Raw genomic sequence first — 15,471 nt, forward strand, 5'->3', positions numbered from 1 at the left:
GTCCCGTCCGTTCCGCCACTTATTAAGAAGCCTCGAGTTAACGCTCGAGGTTTTTTTTCGTCTGTATTTCTATTTTTGCCAAAATCGCAAAAATCCTCTGCATTTCACGCTCTTTTTCCGCAACAGTCTGAAGCCCATAATCATCTCAGTTAACGAACATAGCATTAGAAGAGGCATATTATGGCTATCCCTGCATTTGGTTTAGGTACTTTCCGTCTTAAAAACGACGTTGTTATTGCATCTGTGAAAACGGCGCTTGAACTTGGCTATCGCGCAATTGATACCGCACAAATCTATGATAACGAAGCTGCAGTAGGTCAGGCGATTACAGAAAGCGGCGTGCCACGTAATGAACTCTATATCACCACTAAAATCTGGATTGAAAATCTCAGCAAAGACAAACTGATCCCGAGTCTGAAAGAGAGCCTGCAAAAATTGCGTACCGATTATGTTGATCTGACGCTAATCCACTGGCCGTCACCAAACGATGAAGTCTCTGTTGAAGAGTTTATGCAGGCGTTGCTGGAAGCGAAAAAACAAGGGCTGACGCGTGAAATCGGTATTTCCAACTTCACGATCCCGTTGATGGAAAAGGCAATTGCTGCTGTTGGCGCTGAAAACATCGCCACCAACCAGATTGAACTGTCTCCTTATCTGCAAAACCGTAAAGTGGTCGATTGGGCTAAACAGCACGGCATTCATATTACTTCCTATATGACGCTGGCTTATGGTAATGCACTGAAAGATGAGGTTATTGCTCGCATAGCAGAGAAACACAATGCGACCCCGGCACAAGTAATTCTGGCGTGGGCAATGGGGGAAGGCTACTCAGTAATACCGTCTTCTACTAAACGTGAAAACCTGGAAAGTAACCTTAAGGCACAAAGTTTACAGCTTGATGCAGAAGATAAAAAAGCGATCGCCGCACTGGATTGTAACGACCGCCTGGTTAGTCCGGAAGGTCTGGCTCCTGAATGGGATTAAGCCTCTCTGACAGCTCCTTTGGGAGCTGTTTTTACATGCTCGCTAAGGAAATCGATAAAGGCCCGGATGCGAGTACTTACCGCTCGGTCGCTGTAATAAACGGCACTGAATGGCATTTCCACTGGCAACACTTTATCTGCCATTAACTCCACCAGTTCACCACGAGCAATTTCTCTGTCGATCATATAGTCGGACAAACACGCAATCCCGTTGCCACTCAGGCAAAGCTGTTTCAAGGTTTCCCCGCTATTGGACGACAAACCGTACTTCACTTCATGTAATTGTCCATCGCTACAGGCTATCGGCCAAGTATTGAGGGACGCGGGTTCAGTGAATCCCAGGCAAACATGTTGCTTTAAATCGTCGATAGTTTCTGGCTTCCCGTAGCGGGCAATATAGTCGGGGGAGGCGATAATTTTTCGATAACTGTTAAATAACGGCCTGGCTCGTAAGCTGGAATCCGTTAACGTACCGGCGCGAATCGCGACATCCACTTTTCTTTCGATCAAATTAATGATCGTTTCGGAGGAGACTAGCGATAAAGTGACTTCCGGATAGCGTTCACGGAAAGGCTTAATCAACGGCATCAGAAAGTGCAGCACCACTGGAGTTGCGGCATCGATCCGTAACAGTCCACGCGGTGTATTACGCGTCTCCATAATTTCTGATTCTGCTGCTGCCATCTCCTGCAAAATTGACTGTACGCGACGAAAATAACGCTCGCCTTCTTCCGTCAGGCTAAGTTGTCGCGTGGTCCGATTAAGAAGGCTAACGCCAAGTTTCATCTCCAGCTTTTTCACCGCCCGGCTTACCGCTGAGTTTGCTTGCCCTAATTGTTCCGCTGCCCGGCTAAAGCTGCCGCTTTCGACGACCGAAACAAAAATGGCGAGTTCTTCCGACGTGGCTTTCATTTTTGCTCCTGTTGCAAAATAGAAGAGATATTTTAAATTTATTTGTCATTAAACCATCAGGATACGTGATATGTCATCCGATTTAATGTTCTCAATAATGAGCAAAATTCTGTTCGGTGTAAGCACTTGCTTACATAACAATATACAATTGCTCGTTGAAAGAGTGAGCTAAAATCCCTATAACAGTAGAACCCTCCCGAGTGCGGAAGGGTTGACGTAATAGAGGTTTCAAAGTCAAAAGTGCGAAAAAATACCTATGCCATGCGCTATGTTGCCGGACAACCTGCGGAAAGGATCTTACCGCCGGGGTCATTTGCGAGCATCGGCCAGGCATTACCACCCGGAGAACCGTTAAGTACCGAAGAGCGTATTCGGATCCTGGTGTGGAACATTTACAAACAGCAACGCGCTGAATGGTTGTCGGTATTAAAGAACTACGGCAAAGATGCGCATCTGGTGTTATTGCAGGAAGCGCAGACAACGCCAGAGTTAGTGCAGTTTGCGACTGCTAACTATCTTGCTGCCGATCAGGTGCCCGCTTTTGTGCTGCCACAACATCCTTCCGGCGTAATGACCCTTTCGGCAGCGCATCCGGTGTATTGTTGCCCGTTACGCGAACGTGAGCCTATTTTACGTCTGGCGAAATCGGCACTGGTGACGGTCTATCCATTACCTGACACCCGCCTGTTGATGGTAGTCAATATTCATGCGGTCAACTTCAGTTTGGGCGTGGATGTTTATAGTAAGCAGTTGCTTCCTATTGGCGATCAGATAGCCCACCACAGTGGTCCGGTCATTATGGCGGGAGATTTCAATGCCTGGAGCCGTAGAAGGATGAACGCTTTATATCGCTTTGCGCGAGAAATGTCGCTGCGCCAGGTGCGTTTTACTGATGATCAGCGCCGCCGGGCGTTTGGTCGCCCGCTCGATTTTGTTTTCTACCGTGGTCTGAATGTCAGCGAAGCTTCCGTACTGGTTACGCGCGCTTCTGATCACAATCCGCTACTCGTTGAATTCAGTCCCGGCAAGCCTGATAAATAAGGTATGTCAGGTCTGCCACAGGGCAGACCAACGTTTGGCGCTGCCTTTTTATACTCAAACAACAAAAGGACAGTGCAATGACAACACAATCCCACCATGAGCACGTAGAAAAGCAATTTAGCTCGCAGGCCAGTGAATATTTAACCAGTGCCGTGCATGCATCCGGGCGTGACTTACAGCGCCTGGCGGCGTGTCTGGCAGAGTATCCTGACGCTTGCGTACTTGATATGGGCTGTGGAGCAGGACATGCCAGCTTTGTCGCTGCGCAAAACGTGCAGGAAGTGGTGGCGTATGACTTATCTTCCCAAATGCTGGATGTTGTTGCACAGGCTGCAGATACCCGACAACTGAAAAATATCACCACTCGCCAGGGGTATGCCGAAAGCCTGCCTTTTGCCGATCACACCTTTAATATTGTTATTAGTCGTTATTCTGCCCACCACTGGCATGATGTCGGTGCGGCATTGCGTGAAGTGAATCGGGTGCTGAAATCCGGCGGTAGGCTGATTGTGATGGACGTCATGTCACCGGGTTACCCGGTACGCGACATTTGGTTACAGACGGTAGAAGCATTGCGCGATGCCTCTCACGTGCGTAATTACGCCAGCGGTGAGTGGTTGACGTTAATCAATGAAGCCTATCTGCTTGTCGATAATTTGATCACCGATAAATTGCCTCTGGAATTCTCTTCGTGGGTTGCGAGAATGCGTACGCCAGAAGTGTTAGTAGATGCTATTCGCGTTTACCAACAGAGCGCATCGACAGAGGTGAAAACGTATTTTGCCTTGCAGAATGATGGCTCTTTCACCAGTGATATCATCATGGTTGAAGCACATAAAGCGGCATAAATAAAAAAGGCACCGGGGGAATCGGTGCCTTTCTGTTATCTGGTTTGTCAGGAATCTGGCATATTGTTGTTTTTCACAAACAACGTCAGCTTATCGCCTGGTTGCAGATTCGCAGTATCACTGTTCCAGCGCATCACATCTTTGATGTTTACGCCGTGACGCTTAGCAATGCTTGAAAGCGAATCACCTTTGCGCACACGATACGTAATACTGTCGCTGTTGTTTGCCAACCGCTGTGCGCTACTACCAGCGCCAATTGTCAGGCTTTGGCCTGGTTTCAGCTTAGAACCGCGCAGATTGTTCCACTGCTGCAAATTCTTTGTGCTTACGCCGAGACGTGAAGCGATGCTTGAAAGCGTGTCGCCAGAGCGTACGGTGTAAACGCGGCTATTAAGCGGCGTATTGTCGGCAACCAGTGTCGACTGTACGGCAGCAATTTCGCCTGAAGCCAGAGATTCACGCAGTTGATCTGCATGTTTCTTTGGCACCATCACGTACTGTGGACCACTTGCGCCCAGCGTGGAGCCTTTCACGCCAGCGTTGAAGGTCTTCAGTTTGCTGACGGAAATTCCCGCCATATCTGCAACCTTCGCCATTTCAACCGGGCTACTCAGGTGTACACGCGCCAGAGCACGGCTTTCATCGGTCGTCGGCAGACGTACACCATAACGCTTGCTGTTTTTGAGAATATCACTCAATGCCAGCATCTTAGGCACGTACTGCTTCGTTTCCTGCGGCAACGGTAACGACCAGAAGTCCGTGGATTTCCCACGCGCTTTGTTCGTTTTAATTGCCTTCATCACTCGACCTTCGCCGCTGTTATAAGCCGCTACGGTCAAAAGCCAGTCGCCATCAAACATCTTGTTCAGACGCTGCATCATGTTCAGCGCGGCAGTTGTTGAAGCAACAACATCGCGACGCGCGTCATAATTGCGGGTCTGTTTCAAACCATAATTGCGCCCCGTGCTCGGAATGATCTGCCAGATGCCTGCGGCATTGGCGCCAGACGTCGCGTGAGGATCAAAAGCGCTCTCCACTATGGGTAGTAGTACCAGTTCCATAGGCATGTTACGTTTTTTAACTTGCCCGGCTATCCAGTACATATACGGCTCTGCCCGTAAAGTTACATCGTGGAGATAGCTCTTATTGCGTAAATATTTCTGTTTCTGTTCGCGAATCCGGTCGTTTTCCGGAATTCCCATCTTTAGCTCGTCGCCTATGAAAGCCCACAAGTCACCATCCGGCGCGATAGACGTCCCATCGTCCATCCATCGTGCCTGACTTGTAAACTTTGCTGCTTCCCCTTGACCAGCTGCAGAAAGGCTCTGTGCGTGCTGTTGAACGTTACCAGTACTCTGGCAACCCACGAGCAGGACAGAGGCGAGTAATATCGCTTTTGCCTTCATGTGTGTGTCAATAGTTGCTTAAAAGACGACCGATCATAACGGCGAACGAAGCCGATGACAAGAAAGTTTTATCAGAATCTATCTTTCTTTGACCTTAACCAGGCAAAACGTTCTTCAGGTTGTTGCAATAATGTTTCTTTATTAATTACATTAATTAAATCAATATCTTCTGTTCTCAAAAAAACATTATTTTGCCGCTCATTTTTCAGAGTTACGGGTAGTGTTATTTGATTTTTTGCCCGTAACTCCTTAACTTTACGATAATAATCATTTATAGACAAATCGTGCGGAAGAATGCTCAAAGCAAACTTCATATTTGATAAAGTATATTCGTGAGCGCAACACACCAGGGTATCGTCAGGAAGTTCACTTAATTTTTTAAGTGATTGATACATCTGTGATGCAGTGCCTTCGAATAGTCTACCGCAACCGCCAGAAAACAGAGTGTCGCCACAAAATAGATAAGGTTCGCTAAAGTAACAGATATGTCCTAAAGTGTGACCTGGCGCAGCAATTACTCTAAATTCATGCCCCAAAACGAAGGCAGTTTCGCCATCTTTGACTACCTGCGTTGTTCCCTTATCTTGTGTCTCTTCTGGCCCATACACCACAATTTGCGGATACTTTTCTACTAGTTCTTTTACACCGCCAACGTGATCGTGGTGATGGTGGGTGAGGAAAATCGCTACTGGTTGCCAGTTGTTAGCTGAAATCGCCTTTAATACGGGTTCTGCCTCTCCTGGGTCGACAATCAGGCAACGACCTGCTTCATCAGACAAAACCCAGATGTAATTGTCATCAAAGGCGGAAATACTGTTAAGATTCATATATTACCTCTCAGTGCGAAACGGAAGGTTGTGATGAAACCGGCAAGGACCCCTCAAACTGTCGTGGCTCCTGATTGCTGGGGCGATTTGCCCTGGGGAGAGCTTTATCGCAAGGCGCTGGAACGCCAGCTCAACCCGTGGTTCGCTAAAATGTATGGCTTTCATCTGCTTAAGATTGGCAATTTAAGCGCAGAAATCAATTGCGAAGCGTGCGCGGTTTCTCATCAAGTGAATGTTTCTGCGCAAGGAACGCCCGTCCAGGTGCAGGCTGATCCGCTTCACCTTCCTTTTGCCGATAAATCCGTCGATGTTTGTCTACTGGCGCATACATTGCCGTGGTGCACCGATCCGCATCGTTTATTGCGCGAAGCCGATAGGGTATTGATTGATGATGGCTGGCTGGTTATTAGCGGCTTCAATCCCATCAGTTTAATGGGATTACGCAAACTTGTGCCGGTATTGCGAAAAACATCGCCCTATAACAGTCGGATGTTTACTCTGATGCGGCAACTGGACTGGCTCTCTTTGTTGAATTTTGAAGTGCTACACGCCAGCCGTTTCCATGTTCTCCCGTGGAACAAGCACGGTGGAAAACTATTGAGCACGCACATTCCTGCGCTTGGTTGCTTACAACTTATTGTTGCCCGGAAACGGACTATTCCTTTAACGCTAAATCCGATGAAACAGAGTAAAAACAAACCGCGAATTCGCCAGGCAGTCGGCGCCACCCGGCAATGTCGTAAACCACAGGCTTAAACTTCGACTTGATAGCCCGTATCTTCCAGCGTGGGATTCATCGCCGCAGCACGAGCCAGTTCATCACAGCGTTCGTTTTCCGGGTGTCCGGCATGGCCTTTTACCCATTCCCATTTGATTTGATGCTGACCCAGCGCGGCATCAAGACGTTGCCAGAGATCGACATTTTTTACCGGTTTTTTGTCTGCGGTTTTCCAGCCACGTTTTTTCCAGTTATGGATCCACTGGGTGATCCCCTGGCGGACATACTGGCTGTCGGTACTCAAAATGACTTCGCAATGTTCTTTTAACGCTTCCAGCGCGACAATAGCAGCCATCAACTCCATACGGTTGTTGGTGGTGCGGGTGTAGCCTGCGCTAAAGGTTTTCTCGCGTCCGCGATAACGTAAAATAGCGCCATAACCCCCAGGTCCAGGATTACCCAGACACGAACCATCGGTGAAAATTTCTACCTGTTTAAGCATCTCTGGTAGACTTCCTGTAATTGAATCGAACTGTAAACGACAAGTCTGACATAAATGACCGCTATGAGCACTGCAATTACACGCCAGATCGTTCTCGATACCGAAACCACCGGTATGAACCAGATTGGTGCGCACTATGAAGGCCACAGGATTATTGAGATTGGTGCCGTTGAAGTGGTGAACCGTCGACTGACGGGCAATAACTTTCACGTTTATCTCAAGCCCGATCGGCTGGTGGACCCGGAAGCCTTTGGCGTACATGGTATTGCCGATGAGTTTTTGCTCGATAAGCCTACGTTTGCCGAAGTAGCTGATGAGTTCATGGATTATATTCGTGGCGCGGAGCTGGTGATCCATAACGCAGCGTTCGATATCGGCTTTATGGACTACGAGTTTTCGATGCTCAAGCGCGATATTCCGAAGACCAATACCTTCTGTAAGGTCACCGATAGCCTTGCGGTAGCGAGGAAAATGTTTCCTGGTAAGCGCAACAGCCTCGATGCGTTATGCGCCCGCTACGAAATAGATAACAGCAAGCGTACGTTGCACGGGGCATTACTCGATGCCCAGATCCTTGCGGAAGTTTATCTGGCGATGACCGGTGGCCAAACGTCGATGGCTTTTACGATGGAAGGTGAAACACAACAGCAACAAGGTGAAGCAACAATTCAGCGCATTGTGCGCCAGGCAAGTAAATTACGCGTTGTTTTTGCGACTGATGAAGAGCTTGCAGCGCATGAAGCCCGTCTCGATCTGGTGCAGAAGAAGGGCGGAAGTTGCCTTTGGCGGGCATAATTAACCGTTAAAGGCGCTAAAAATAGCGCGTTGGGCGATTTTTGCAGCAAACGATTCAAAAGATGAGAAAAAGCGTTGACGAAGGTCGAGGCAATCCGTAATATTCGCCTCGTTCCCAACGGAACACAACGCGGAGCGGTAGTTCAGTCGGTTAGAATACCTGCCTGTCACGCAGGGGGTCGCGGGTTCGAGTCCCGTCCGTTCCGCCAATATTTAGAAAGCCTGAATCAGTAATGGTTCAGGCTTTTGTCGTTTCTGGCTTTCGGGATTTTTCACCCCGGAAGTTAAATGGATATAATCCAGAAAATAGTTACACCATATAATGACCAGTAGTTATAAATTCTGGTCATTTTGGTTATTCCTGCGCATCCCACTTCTCCAGCAGTTCAGCTGGAACTTCATTGATTATCTCCGAAAAGCGTTTTCCGACCAGTCGTTCAGCCTGGCGCAACAAGGGAATGGTCGGGCTGCTTGGTTCACTGTGCTCAAACCAGCGGCGGATGACTCGCAGGCGTTTCAGTGCGTCGTTCCGATCGCTGATTTGCTGTGGCTCTGCGATGATCTTTGCAGTCGTTTCGGCTGGTATATCCACTGTGGGAGCGACATGCTCTGCTAGTGTCAGTCCGGTATTATCGATAGCCGCATACTTCGGCTGATCAGCCTGCGGTTTTGGTTGTGGGATTTCTGGCGTAGTGGTCTGTACCGCCCCAGGCAACAGGGTCAGCAGTTGCGTCAGACGCGAAAAGTCCGGAGCCAGGTCATTGAGCGTTTCACGAGCATGGTGTTGCAGTCGCTCAGTGATCTCGGCGGCCTGGCGAAATGCGTCCAGCGGCAGTGCGCCGCGTGCTTCCAGGTCGGCCAGTTGCTGACGTACTGATTCCGGTGCCAGCGCATCCGCCGGGCGTGATGCAGACAGCGAACGTTCCACATCCCGAACCTGAAGGCGCATGGCGGCGTTGTTTGATAGCGTAATGCCACGAATATCTGCCATTACGCCTTCGTGGTCCAGTAGCGCCGACAGCGCGTTACTGCGTGCTACAGCCGCATCTTCGGCGGTGGTATCTTCAGCCGCAAGCAGTTGTGGATGGATGGTGTCCGGGTTCGTGGCACACAACGTTTCCAGGAGTGTGAGTGTCTCCACCAGCCCTCTGACTCCGCCCTGATGGATGCGGCAGCGCAGTAGGATCACCAGGATGCGGATATCTTTGCTGCGCGCCAGCAGGCGGTGGGCGTCTCGCTCAAGCTCCGCCCAGTTAATGGTTTCCGGCGTACTGACAAAATCGCCATATTGCGCCTCTTCACGCGCTAAGGCGTGGGTGAACAGCAACAAGTACTCTGGATCATACTCTAGATCCGGGCCGCAGGGACATTCAGCCGAAATAGGGTCAGACAGGGGGGTATCCATTAAATTATCCTCAGTGTGCCAGATAGTGTTCAGGTTCGAAAATCATGCCCGTCACCGGGTTGCCGTGCAGGGCTTTCCCTGCCCAGGCGGTCCAACCAAGCTGATATGGACCACCAGTAACAGCCGGAGGGGCTGCGTGTGGTTTAAGCTGTAGCTCAATTTCCCAGCAGTATTCAAACCCGGTAAATGCGCGAACCAGTTCCGTTAGTACTGGCAGGTTATTACCACCAGGCAGGAAACGCCGGTAGTCAGCCAGCGTCAGCGGGCCAATCACCAGCCGGAACTTATACTGCATGTCCGGCACGGCCTGGCCGATGAGTGCGCCGTTGCCAATGACGGAAGAGGGGGCTGGCATCCCCAGTCGGGTAATTTCATCATCAGCCACAGTTATCCAGTGCAGGACATACTCTTGTATCCGGAAAGGCACACTGAAATAGTGCGCCAGCGTGGCGGCCAAGCCGTCCGGGTTGCGGGATTCGCGCACCAGATGGGCCGATGCCGCCAGGCGAACGTGATCCGGCAGCGAGCTGTCTGCACTTTCCCGTAAATCCTGTCCGCTGAGGCTGGAGATATAAAAGGCAAAACGGTCATATTCCTGCTTATCCAGACCGCCTCCGGCGGACTGGGCGCTGCGCCATGCCTGATAAAACTGCGTCAGCCAGCGGTGATGAAAAAGATCGGTAAAACGGGTCAGGGTCGGATCGCAGCGGCTTTCGGTCCGATTGCGCGCCAGTTCGGTGTAGTGCAGTGGCAGCGGACCATTCGGTCCCCACAGTCCAAGGCTGTAAAGGCTAAGGTGCAGGCGTCCTTGCTGCCAGCTCACATTGGCGATTTCCCGTGGCGCAAAGGTCAGTGTAGGTGTTTGTCCGAGGCGAAATTTTTCCATACTTGGTTGCCAGGCACTACCTGCAGGGACGGTACACAACTGCACATCCACGCGGCGCATCAGGTTCAGAAAACCATAGCGCCAGGGCGTTTTCTGCGCTTGGGGGAAATCGCCGCTCATACACTTCCCCGTAGTCCGGCTCTGACCGGCCAGGTCATAATTTTCCCACGTTGCATGCTGTGCAGTGTCATTTGCGAGAAGGTATTAATGGAAACATGACGAGCGATATATTGCTCCAACACCAGACCGAACAGATACGGGCTGATACCAGAGAATCCGTCCTCATCCACCGTCAGCTCACAACTGACGCCGCGACCATAAACCAGCAGCCCGGAACCGGGCAGACGGCGGGTAACAGGCGTTGTTTTACAGCCAATCAGGCTGCGTACCTGACGCGATTGCGGACTGTCATGCGCCGGAATAAACAGGTTCAGCAGATCGCGCAGTGCCTGACCGCCGGTGCGGTGATCCAGATCGGCCAGCGGCAGATAATTAAAGGATAACTGGCGGATCAACCGCCAGGCCATTTCACGTTCCGCCAGTGGTGGCTGTGGTGGACGAGGTGGACGGATAAGCCCCACGCCTGCCACAGGGATGGCCGCATCTACGGTCAGATCGTCCCGGCCAGTGCGTGCAATAAGACAGGGCAGATCGCGGTTGGTGACCATGGCAGTGATGGTGATATGGCGCAGATTTTCCGGGTATGGGGCTTCATACTGGTCAACCAGCGACAGGAATACTTCCGAGCCCGTATAGGGTGTGCGGGTGCCGTAGCGGCGGGCGTTCTCAGACAACCGACGCGGCTCCCGGCGCAGGGAAAAATAACGCCCATGATTGCCTTCATCATTATTACGGGTGTGGTAGAGCGGGCGAAATGTCATCTTCCGCGTGGTGTCGACTTCCAACCCTTCCACTTCCTGTACCGAAAACACCTCATAGTCGAGCGGATGGGTCCTGTCCACCACCAGGTGCTGCTCCGTTGTGCTGTGAGTGATATCGATCCGGGCGGTGACGCGGGGAAACAGGTTGATCACCGGGGTACAGAACAGGCTGAACTGTGCCGCATTTGTCTGGTGGATCAGCCAGTCTGGCGGCAGGCGGTTCAGTAAGATAACAATTTCCGCCACGCCGCTGTGAATTTTTTGTAACCCGGCAGACAGACCCGTCGGGGTGAAAAAATAAAAGCGTTCCGGGCAGGCAAAATATTCATGCAACAGGTTATGGCCGTGGAACACGTTCCACGCCAGCGGCAATAGCCCTTGATCCGGCTCCAGACCCTCGTACATAACGGGCTGTTTCAGGTTCACATCCAGTACGCCGTCAAAATGACCCGGAACGCCTGCCAGTGTGGCAATGGCGCTGGTGTGCAGCAGTTCGAACAGGTGTGAGGCCGTGCGCTCCTCGCCACAGAGATAGAGCGGCAATCTGTCCAGCCCGGCAAGCTGGCTGAAGGTCAGTTCACCGAAGGTGCGCAGGGTGATGCGCAGCGCCCCGGCGACGTGAATGTTAGCTGGCAGGTAGCGGTGCAGGGCGGGCATATCCGGCGGCGCGGCGGTCAGGCGCGCCTCTTCGATGGCAAGCGGCCACAGTGTCACATCCTGGCTGCTGCGAAACTGGCAGGCGGCGCTTTCACCTTCCGGAATGGAGGAAAAAAGGCAGTGTTGCGTGGGACGGTGAATCCCTTCGCCAAATCGCCTTCTTCCGGATCGGGATGTAGTTGTGCCACGCTCATTGAGGGGGTAGGGGTGATGTAATTGGGATTGACGACCTCCAACAAACGCTGGGTGAAGCGGGGAAATTCAGCATCAATTTTAAGCTGCGTGCGGGCGGTCAGGAAGCTGAAAGCTTCGATCATACGCTCCACATACGGATCGGCAATATCCGCTCCCTGCATTCCCAGCCGAGCGGCGATTTTGGGATGACGGGCGGCAAATTCGGCTCCCGTTTCCCGCAGGTAGCTCAATTCGCGGTTGTAGTATTCCAGTAGCCGTGGATCCATCACTCACCCTCTATATTAATAAAACGTAATGCGGCTGTGCTCCATATCCAGCGCACTACGTACCCGGAATGCTGTCGGATACGGCTGCGTGAGGATCTCACCGCAAATTTCAAACTGTAATGTGTTATGGCCATTCTGGCGTTGTTCATCCTGTAGCGGGATGATTTGCAGTGTGGAGGTCTTCAGCCGGGGTTCAAACCGGGTAATAGTACACAAAATGGCTCTGCGGATATCATCCCACTTATGTTCATACAAAAAGCTCCCCGCCAGCGGCGGCAGGCCGTAGTTCACTACGGAAGCAGCCGCCTGCGGGTAACGCGCGGCATCAATATCATCTTCATGGCTGATGGTGTTGAGCAGAAACGACAAATCCCGGCGGATGATCTCTTTAAGCTGAGCTGGGCTAACACTGATATCGTGGTCGCGCTTCTGGTTTGGGGTGTCGTCGCACAGGCGGTCAAACAGAGTGGGTAGTAAGTGTTTGCCCGGGCGCTGGTGGGAGGCATTCATGCATCTTGGCCTTCAGGTGAATTAAAGGTGCAGGTGCTCAAATCCAGCAGGCTGATATCTCCGTGGCTGGTGAGCCACATTTTTTGCCCCAGTGCTTGTACCAGGGTTTCACCGGAACCATCCTGCCAGACGGTTTTGCGGCACAGACACAGGGTATCGGAGGCCTTTTCTGAACCGCTGTAGCGGGAAAATAGCCAGGCTCCATGCGCATCGCCATTGTGAAGTGTGATATTGACGGGTTTCCAGATCAGATCGGTCAGACTCGCTGGCGAGGGCGATTTCAGTGAGCGAATTTGCGAAAGCGGCAGCCAGATATACACGCCACCAGTGACCAGTTCCAGCACTGGGCCGGTACGGGAGTCGCTGTCGCTTATCCAGTCAAATGTGCCACCATTCCACTGCCCGGCTGTGTCTGTTATGGTCTCAAACGCGCGGCTGCGGTGGGCATCGGCATCTGACGTTTTACCACGGGCGTTACAGGCGAGGGCGGCAAGCAGATCCTCCATCCAGACGGGCGGAGGGAGAATAAAACTAGGGCGTTGTTCACCATGAAAGCAGGACTGGCGGTATATCTCACAGCGAATCAACTCCCCAAATACCTGTGCTTCTCGGGTATAATTTGCGTCCATTCGGGCGCACAGTTGGATTTGTTGCAGCGCTCGTGACCAGTTGCCGATCACGCACAATAACTGAAACAGGCTGTGCCGATGTAAAACCTTAGTTGGGTGCATCTTTACTTGTTGCTCTGCCATCTGAATACCTTCCGCTACAGAATAATTCCGCAGCAGCGCCGACAAGGTAGCCGGTAGCACGTTATTGTTTGTCATGATGGATATCTCCGTGTTGTACCGGATTTACCCGGTAATGGCTGTCAATGCCAATGATGCGGTGCTCACGCTGTGTCAGATCGGGTAGGACGGTGCTATGTACCATTTCCGATGCGTATTCCGGGGAAAGCAAGCGCAGAATATCGGGGAGAATCGTTTCGGTAGGCCAGACCGTTTCTCCTTCGCCGGTGGTATCCAGGACATCGAGAATAGCGTCAATGCTTAACCCTCCTGTGATCATATCCTGCAATGAATCAGCTTCAGTGGTCAGATTGCGCAATGAGGCCAGATCCTGCGTAACTACCTCTTCATTAAGGGGAAATGGATCGGCATAACGATGGATATCTTGTTCAGGGGACAACAATGCCTGGCGGTACTCTTGGTAAAGTAGGGTTAGTGGGTTATCTGTTTCTGGGCCATCTTCGGTGGCGACTGTGCCATGAACCGGAATGATATCGAACGGATTTTGCGACTGCCGTTGTTGTTGTCGAAACCAGTCAAGATCGAGATATTCACTTATTGTTTCCTGCGAAACAGCAGTCTGTGGTGTCGTCTTTTCCTCACATGGAGTAAGAGACGTCGGATTGTCACGAACAAGACACCAGGAAGATAATCCCCATTCAATCAGATCCCCTTCATTCAGGCGCATACGGTGATGCGGCTCGACAATCTGATTATTTACCGTGCAACAATATTCATCGGACTGATTGATTATCCACCACGCCTCTTCATGGCGACTCAGGCTGAGAGCAATTTTCGCATTCTCATCCACCTCAAAAACAGGAAGCCAGGGCGCGTTGACGGTGAAGATAATCTGTGTTCCTGCAGTCGCGTAAATAGTGCTATCGGTAACCCCGTGCGCCTGTATTTTTTGTAGTCCCCAGATAATATTTCGTTTCATTACGTATCACTGTATAGAGTGTTCTTTTCAATAGAATAATAATTTTAATTTTTTAGATAAGTAATGCTGAACAATTTGTTTTATCAATATTAATTCCTGCGGAAATGTATTGCGGTAATTTTTGATATAATATATACACAATGTATATGTAATTGATTTTCTGTATTGAAAAAAATCATAAAAAAGATACTAACCGCTATATTACATTGCGTTCTGTGATATGCATCATTGTTTCATTCTGGAATTTTGATGATTCTATTAATTAGAAGTTCTAATCGGTACATTTATGTTTATGTATCATTTATATATTCTTACATCATCAGGTGTAACAGATGGACGCTCCTGTTTCACGCAGTGCACTATATGGAAAGCTAACAAAACCTTTATTCAGGTCTTTGGAGTCTGCGACAACGTTCTGTAAATTACGCGCTAATCCTTATGTCGAACTAACGCATTGGTTGCATCAGCTAATACAACAACCAGAGAATGATATTCACCATGTCCTTCGGCATTACCAAATAACATCTTTTGATGTAGAGAATGCGTTAATTCAGCAATTGGATATATTGCCTGACGGAGCTAGCGTAATTAGCGACTTTTCCCACCATATAGATCTTTCTGTTGAAAAAGCCTGGATGTTGGCAAGCATCCGTTTTGGCGATCACAAAATTCGTAGCGGATGGTTACTACTAGACTGGCCCCCTGAACCTCCAGACAACCAATATCACTTAAATAAGTGATAGTCTTAATACTAGTTTTTAGACTAGTCATTGGAGAACAGATGATTGATGTCTTAGGGCCGGAGAAACGCAGACGGCGTACTACACAGGAAAAGATCGCTATCGTTCAGCAGAGCTTTGAACCGGGAATGACGGTCTCCCTTGTTGCCCGGCAACATGGTGTGGCAGCCA

General features: G+C 50.4%; 15 protein-coding genes, 1 tRNA gene and 2 pseudogenes. 8 read left to right on the forward strand and 10 right to left on the reverse strand.

Annotated features, from left to right (window positions below; all coding sequences use genetic code 11):
* Positions 1-180 precede the first annotated feature (180 nt).
* Entirely contained in the window at positions 181-984 is an 804-nt protein-coding gene (dkgB, locus tag A7589_RS19170; protein ID WP_000997065.1) for a 2,5-didehydrogluconate reductase DkgB, read from the forward strand.
* Here dkgB and yafC read toward each other — a convergent pair.
* On the reverse strand, positions 981-1,895 hold the full coding sequence (gene yafC, locus A7589_RS19175) for a DNA-binding transcriptional regulator YafC (protein WP_000648559.1): 915 nt from the start codon (positions 1,893-1,895) through the stop codon (positions 981-983). The genes dkgB and yafC overlap by 4 nt on opposite strands.
* A gap of 240 nt (positions 1,896-2,135) precedes the next feature.
* Here yafC and A7589_RS19180 point away from each other — a divergent pair, with 240 nt between their 5' ends.
* A complete protein-coding gene (locus A7589_RS19180; protein WP_001230983.1) occupies positions 2,136-2,936 on the forward strand; it encodes an endonuclease/exonuclease/phosphatase family protein in 801 nt (266 codons plus the stop codon).
* Positions 2,937-3,013: 77 nt separating this feature from the next.
* Positions 3,014-3,784: a class I SAM-dependent methyltransferase gene (locus A7589_RS19185; RefSeq protein ID WP_000211734.1), complete on the forward strand. Its 771-nt coding sequence runs from the start codon at positions 3,014-3,016 to the stop codon at positions 3,782-3,784.
* Between the two features lie 47 nt (positions 3,785-3,831).
* Here the strand turns inward: A7589_RS19185 and mltD are convergent, their stop codons facing one another.
* Entirely contained in the window at positions 3,832-5,190 is a 1,359-nt protein-coding gene (gene mltD, locus A7589_RS19190) for a murein transglycosylase D (RefSeq protein WP_000644688.1), read from the reverse strand.
* A gap of 71 nt (positions 5,191-5,261) precedes the next feature.
* The gene (gene gloB / locus A7589_RS19195; protein WP_108188957.1) at positions 5,262-6,017 is read right to left on the reverse strand and encodes a hydroxyacylglutathione hydrolase; all 756 of its coding nucleotides are present in this window, start codon (positions 6,015-6,017) and stop codon (positions 5,262-5,264) included.
* 33 nt (positions 6,018-6,050) lie between these two features.
* On the opposite strand from gloB, the gene A7589_RS19200 reads away from it, so the two are divergent.
* Positions 6,051-6,773: a class I SAM-dependent methyltransferase gene (locus A7589_RS19200; RefSeq protein ID WP_010354505.1), complete on the forward strand. Its 723-nt coding sequence runs from the start codon at positions 6,051-6,053 to the stop codon at positions 6,771-6,773.
* Here the strand turns inward: A7589_RS19200 and rnhA are convergent.
* Positions 6,770-7,237: a ribonuclease HI gene (rnhA, locus tag A7589_RS19205; protein WP_000917883.1), complete on the reverse strand. Its 468-nt coding sequence runs from the start codon at positions 7,235-7,237 to the stop codon at positions 6,770-6,772. The two genes, A7589_RS19200 and rnhA, sit on opposite strands and share 4 nt — an antisense overlap.
* 63 nt (positions 7,238-7,300) lie before the next feature.
* Here rnhA and dnaQ point away from each other — a divergent pair, with 63 nt between their 5' ends.
* Positions 7,301-8,032, forward strand: coding sequence for a DNA polymerase III subunit epsilon (gene dnaQ, locus A7589_RS19210; RefSeq protein WP_108188960.1), 732 nt, complete (start codon positions 7,301-7,303; stop codon positions 8,030-8,032).
* Between the two features lie 132 nt (positions 8,033-8,164).
* Positions 8,165-8,241, forward strand: a tRNA-Asp gene (locus tag A7589_RS19215).
* 146 nt (positions 8,242-8,387) lie between these two features.
* On the opposite strand, the gene A7589_RS19220 is transcribed toward A7589_RS19215, so the two are convergent.
* From A7589_RS19220 to tagK, 6 genes and pseudogenes are all read right to left on the reverse strand, one after another.
* A complete protein-coding gene (locus tag A7589_RS19220) occupies positions 8,388-9,437 on the reverse strand; it encodes a type VI secretion system protein TssA (protein ID WP_000380754.1) in 1,050 nt (349 codons plus the stop codon).
* A 10-nt stretch (positions 9,438-9,447) separates the two neighbouring features.
* Positions 9,448-10,443, reverse strand: coding sequence for a type VI secretion system baseplate subunit TssG (gene tssG, locus A7589_RS19225; RefSeq protein WP_108188958.1), 996 nt, complete (start codon positions 10,441-10,443; stop codon positions 9,448-9,450).
* Positions 10,440-12,322, reverse strand: a pseudogene (tssF, locus tag A7589_RS19230) (type VI secretion system baseplate subunit TssF). The gene tssG and the pseudogene tssF overlap by 4 nt, the downstream one beginning before the upstream one ends.
* Before the next feature lie 15 nt (positions 12,323-12,337).
* Complete coding sequence (tssE, locus tag A7589_RS19235) at positions 12,338-12,832, reverse strand: type VI secretion system baseplate subunit TssE (RefSeq protein ID WP_108188959.1); 495 nt, start codon at positions 12,830-12,832, stop codon at positions 12,338-12,340.
* Positions 12,829-13,659: a type VI secretion system accessory protein TagJ gene (locus A7589_RS19240; RefSeq protein WP_105282875.1), complete on the reverse strand. Its 831-nt coding sequence runs from the start codon at positions 13,657-13,659 to the stop codon at positions 12,829-12,831. Before A7589_RS19240 ends, tssE begins: the two co-directional genes overlap by 4 nt.
* Positions 13,646-14,560, reverse strand: a complete 915-nt coding sequence (gene tagK, locus A7589_RS19245) for a type VI secretion system-associated protein TagK (RefSeq protein WP_000827824.1) — start codon at positions 14,558-14,560, stop codon at positions 13,646-13,648. Before tagK ends, A7589_RS19240 begins: the two co-directional genes overlap by 14 nt.
* A 332-nt stretch (positions 14,561-14,892) precedes the next feature.
* Here tagK and A7589_RS19250 point away from each other — a divergent pair.
* Both A7589_RS19250 and A7589_RS19260 read left to right on the forward strand, forming a co-directional pair.
* Positions 14,893-15,252 (forward strand): annotated as a pseudogene (locus tag A7589_RS19250) (type VI secretion system ATPase TssH); the annotation flags it as partial.
* Between the two features lie 89 nt (positions 15,253-15,341).
* The coding region (locus A7589_RS19260) for an IS3 family transposase (RefSeq protein WP_000567664.1) at positions 15,342-15,471 on the forward strand (130 nt) is incomplete at its 3' end.

The sequence above is a fragment of the Escherichia sp. MOD1-EC6475 genome (assembly GCF_003046645.1).
Classification (GTDB): Bacteria; Pseudomonadota; Gammaproteobacteria; order Enterobacterales; family Enterobacteriaceae; genus Escherichia; species Escherichia ruysiae.

Excerpts from the sequence above, each read along its gene's own strand:
- dkgB (WP_000997065.1), top strand. The coding sequence starts at position 181 with ATGGCTATCCCTGCATTTGGTTTAGGTACTTTCCGTCTTAAAAACGAC.
- yafC (WP_000648559.1), bottom strand. The coding sequence starts at position 1,895 with ATGAAAGCCACGTCGGAAGAACTCGCCATTTTTGTTTCGGTCGTCGAA.
- A7589_RS19185 (WP_000211734.1), top strand. The coding sequence starts at position 3,014 with ATGACAACACAATCCCACCATGAGCACGTAGAAAAGCAATTTAGCTCG.
- mltD (WP_000644688.1), bottom strand. The coding sequence starts at position 5,190 with ATGAAGGCAAAAGCGATATTACTCGCCTCTGTCCTGCTCGTGGGTTGC.
- gloB (WP_108188957.1), bottom strand. The coding sequence starts at position 6,017 with ATGAATCTTAACAGTATTTCCGCCTTTGATGACAATTACATCTGGGTT.
- A7589_RS19200 (WP_010354505.1), top strand. The coding sequence starts at position 6,051 with ATGAAACCGGCAAGGACCCCTCAAACTGTCGTGGCTCCTGATTGCTGG.
- rnhA (WP_000917883.1), bottom strand. The coding sequence starts at position 7,237 with ATGCTTAAACAGGTAGAAATTTTCACCGATGGTTCGTGTCTGGGTAAT.
- dnaQ (WP_108188960.1), top strand. The coding sequence starts at position 7,301 with ATGAGCACTGCAATTACACGCCAGATCGTTCTCGATACCGAAACCACC.
- A7589_RS19220 (WP_000380754.1), bottom strand. The coding sequence starts at position 9,437 with ATGGATACCCCCCTGTCTGACCCTATTTCGGCTGAATGTCCCTGCGGC.
- tssG (WP_108188958.1), bottom strand. The coding sequence starts at position 10,443 with ATGAGCGGCGATTTCCCCCAAGCGCAGAAAACGCCCTGGCGCTATGGT.
- tssE (WP_108188959.1), bottom strand. The coding sequence starts at position 12,832 with ATGAATGCCTCCCACCAGCGCCCGGGCAAACACTTACTACCCACTCTG.
- A7589_RS19240 (WP_105282875.1), bottom strand. The coding sequence starts at position 13,659 with ATGACAAACAATAACGTGCTACCGGCTACCTTGTCGGCGCTGCTGCGG.
- tagK (WP_000827824.1), bottom strand. The coding sequence starts at position 14,560 with ATGAAACGAAATATTATCTGGGGACTACAAAAAATACAGGCGCACGGG.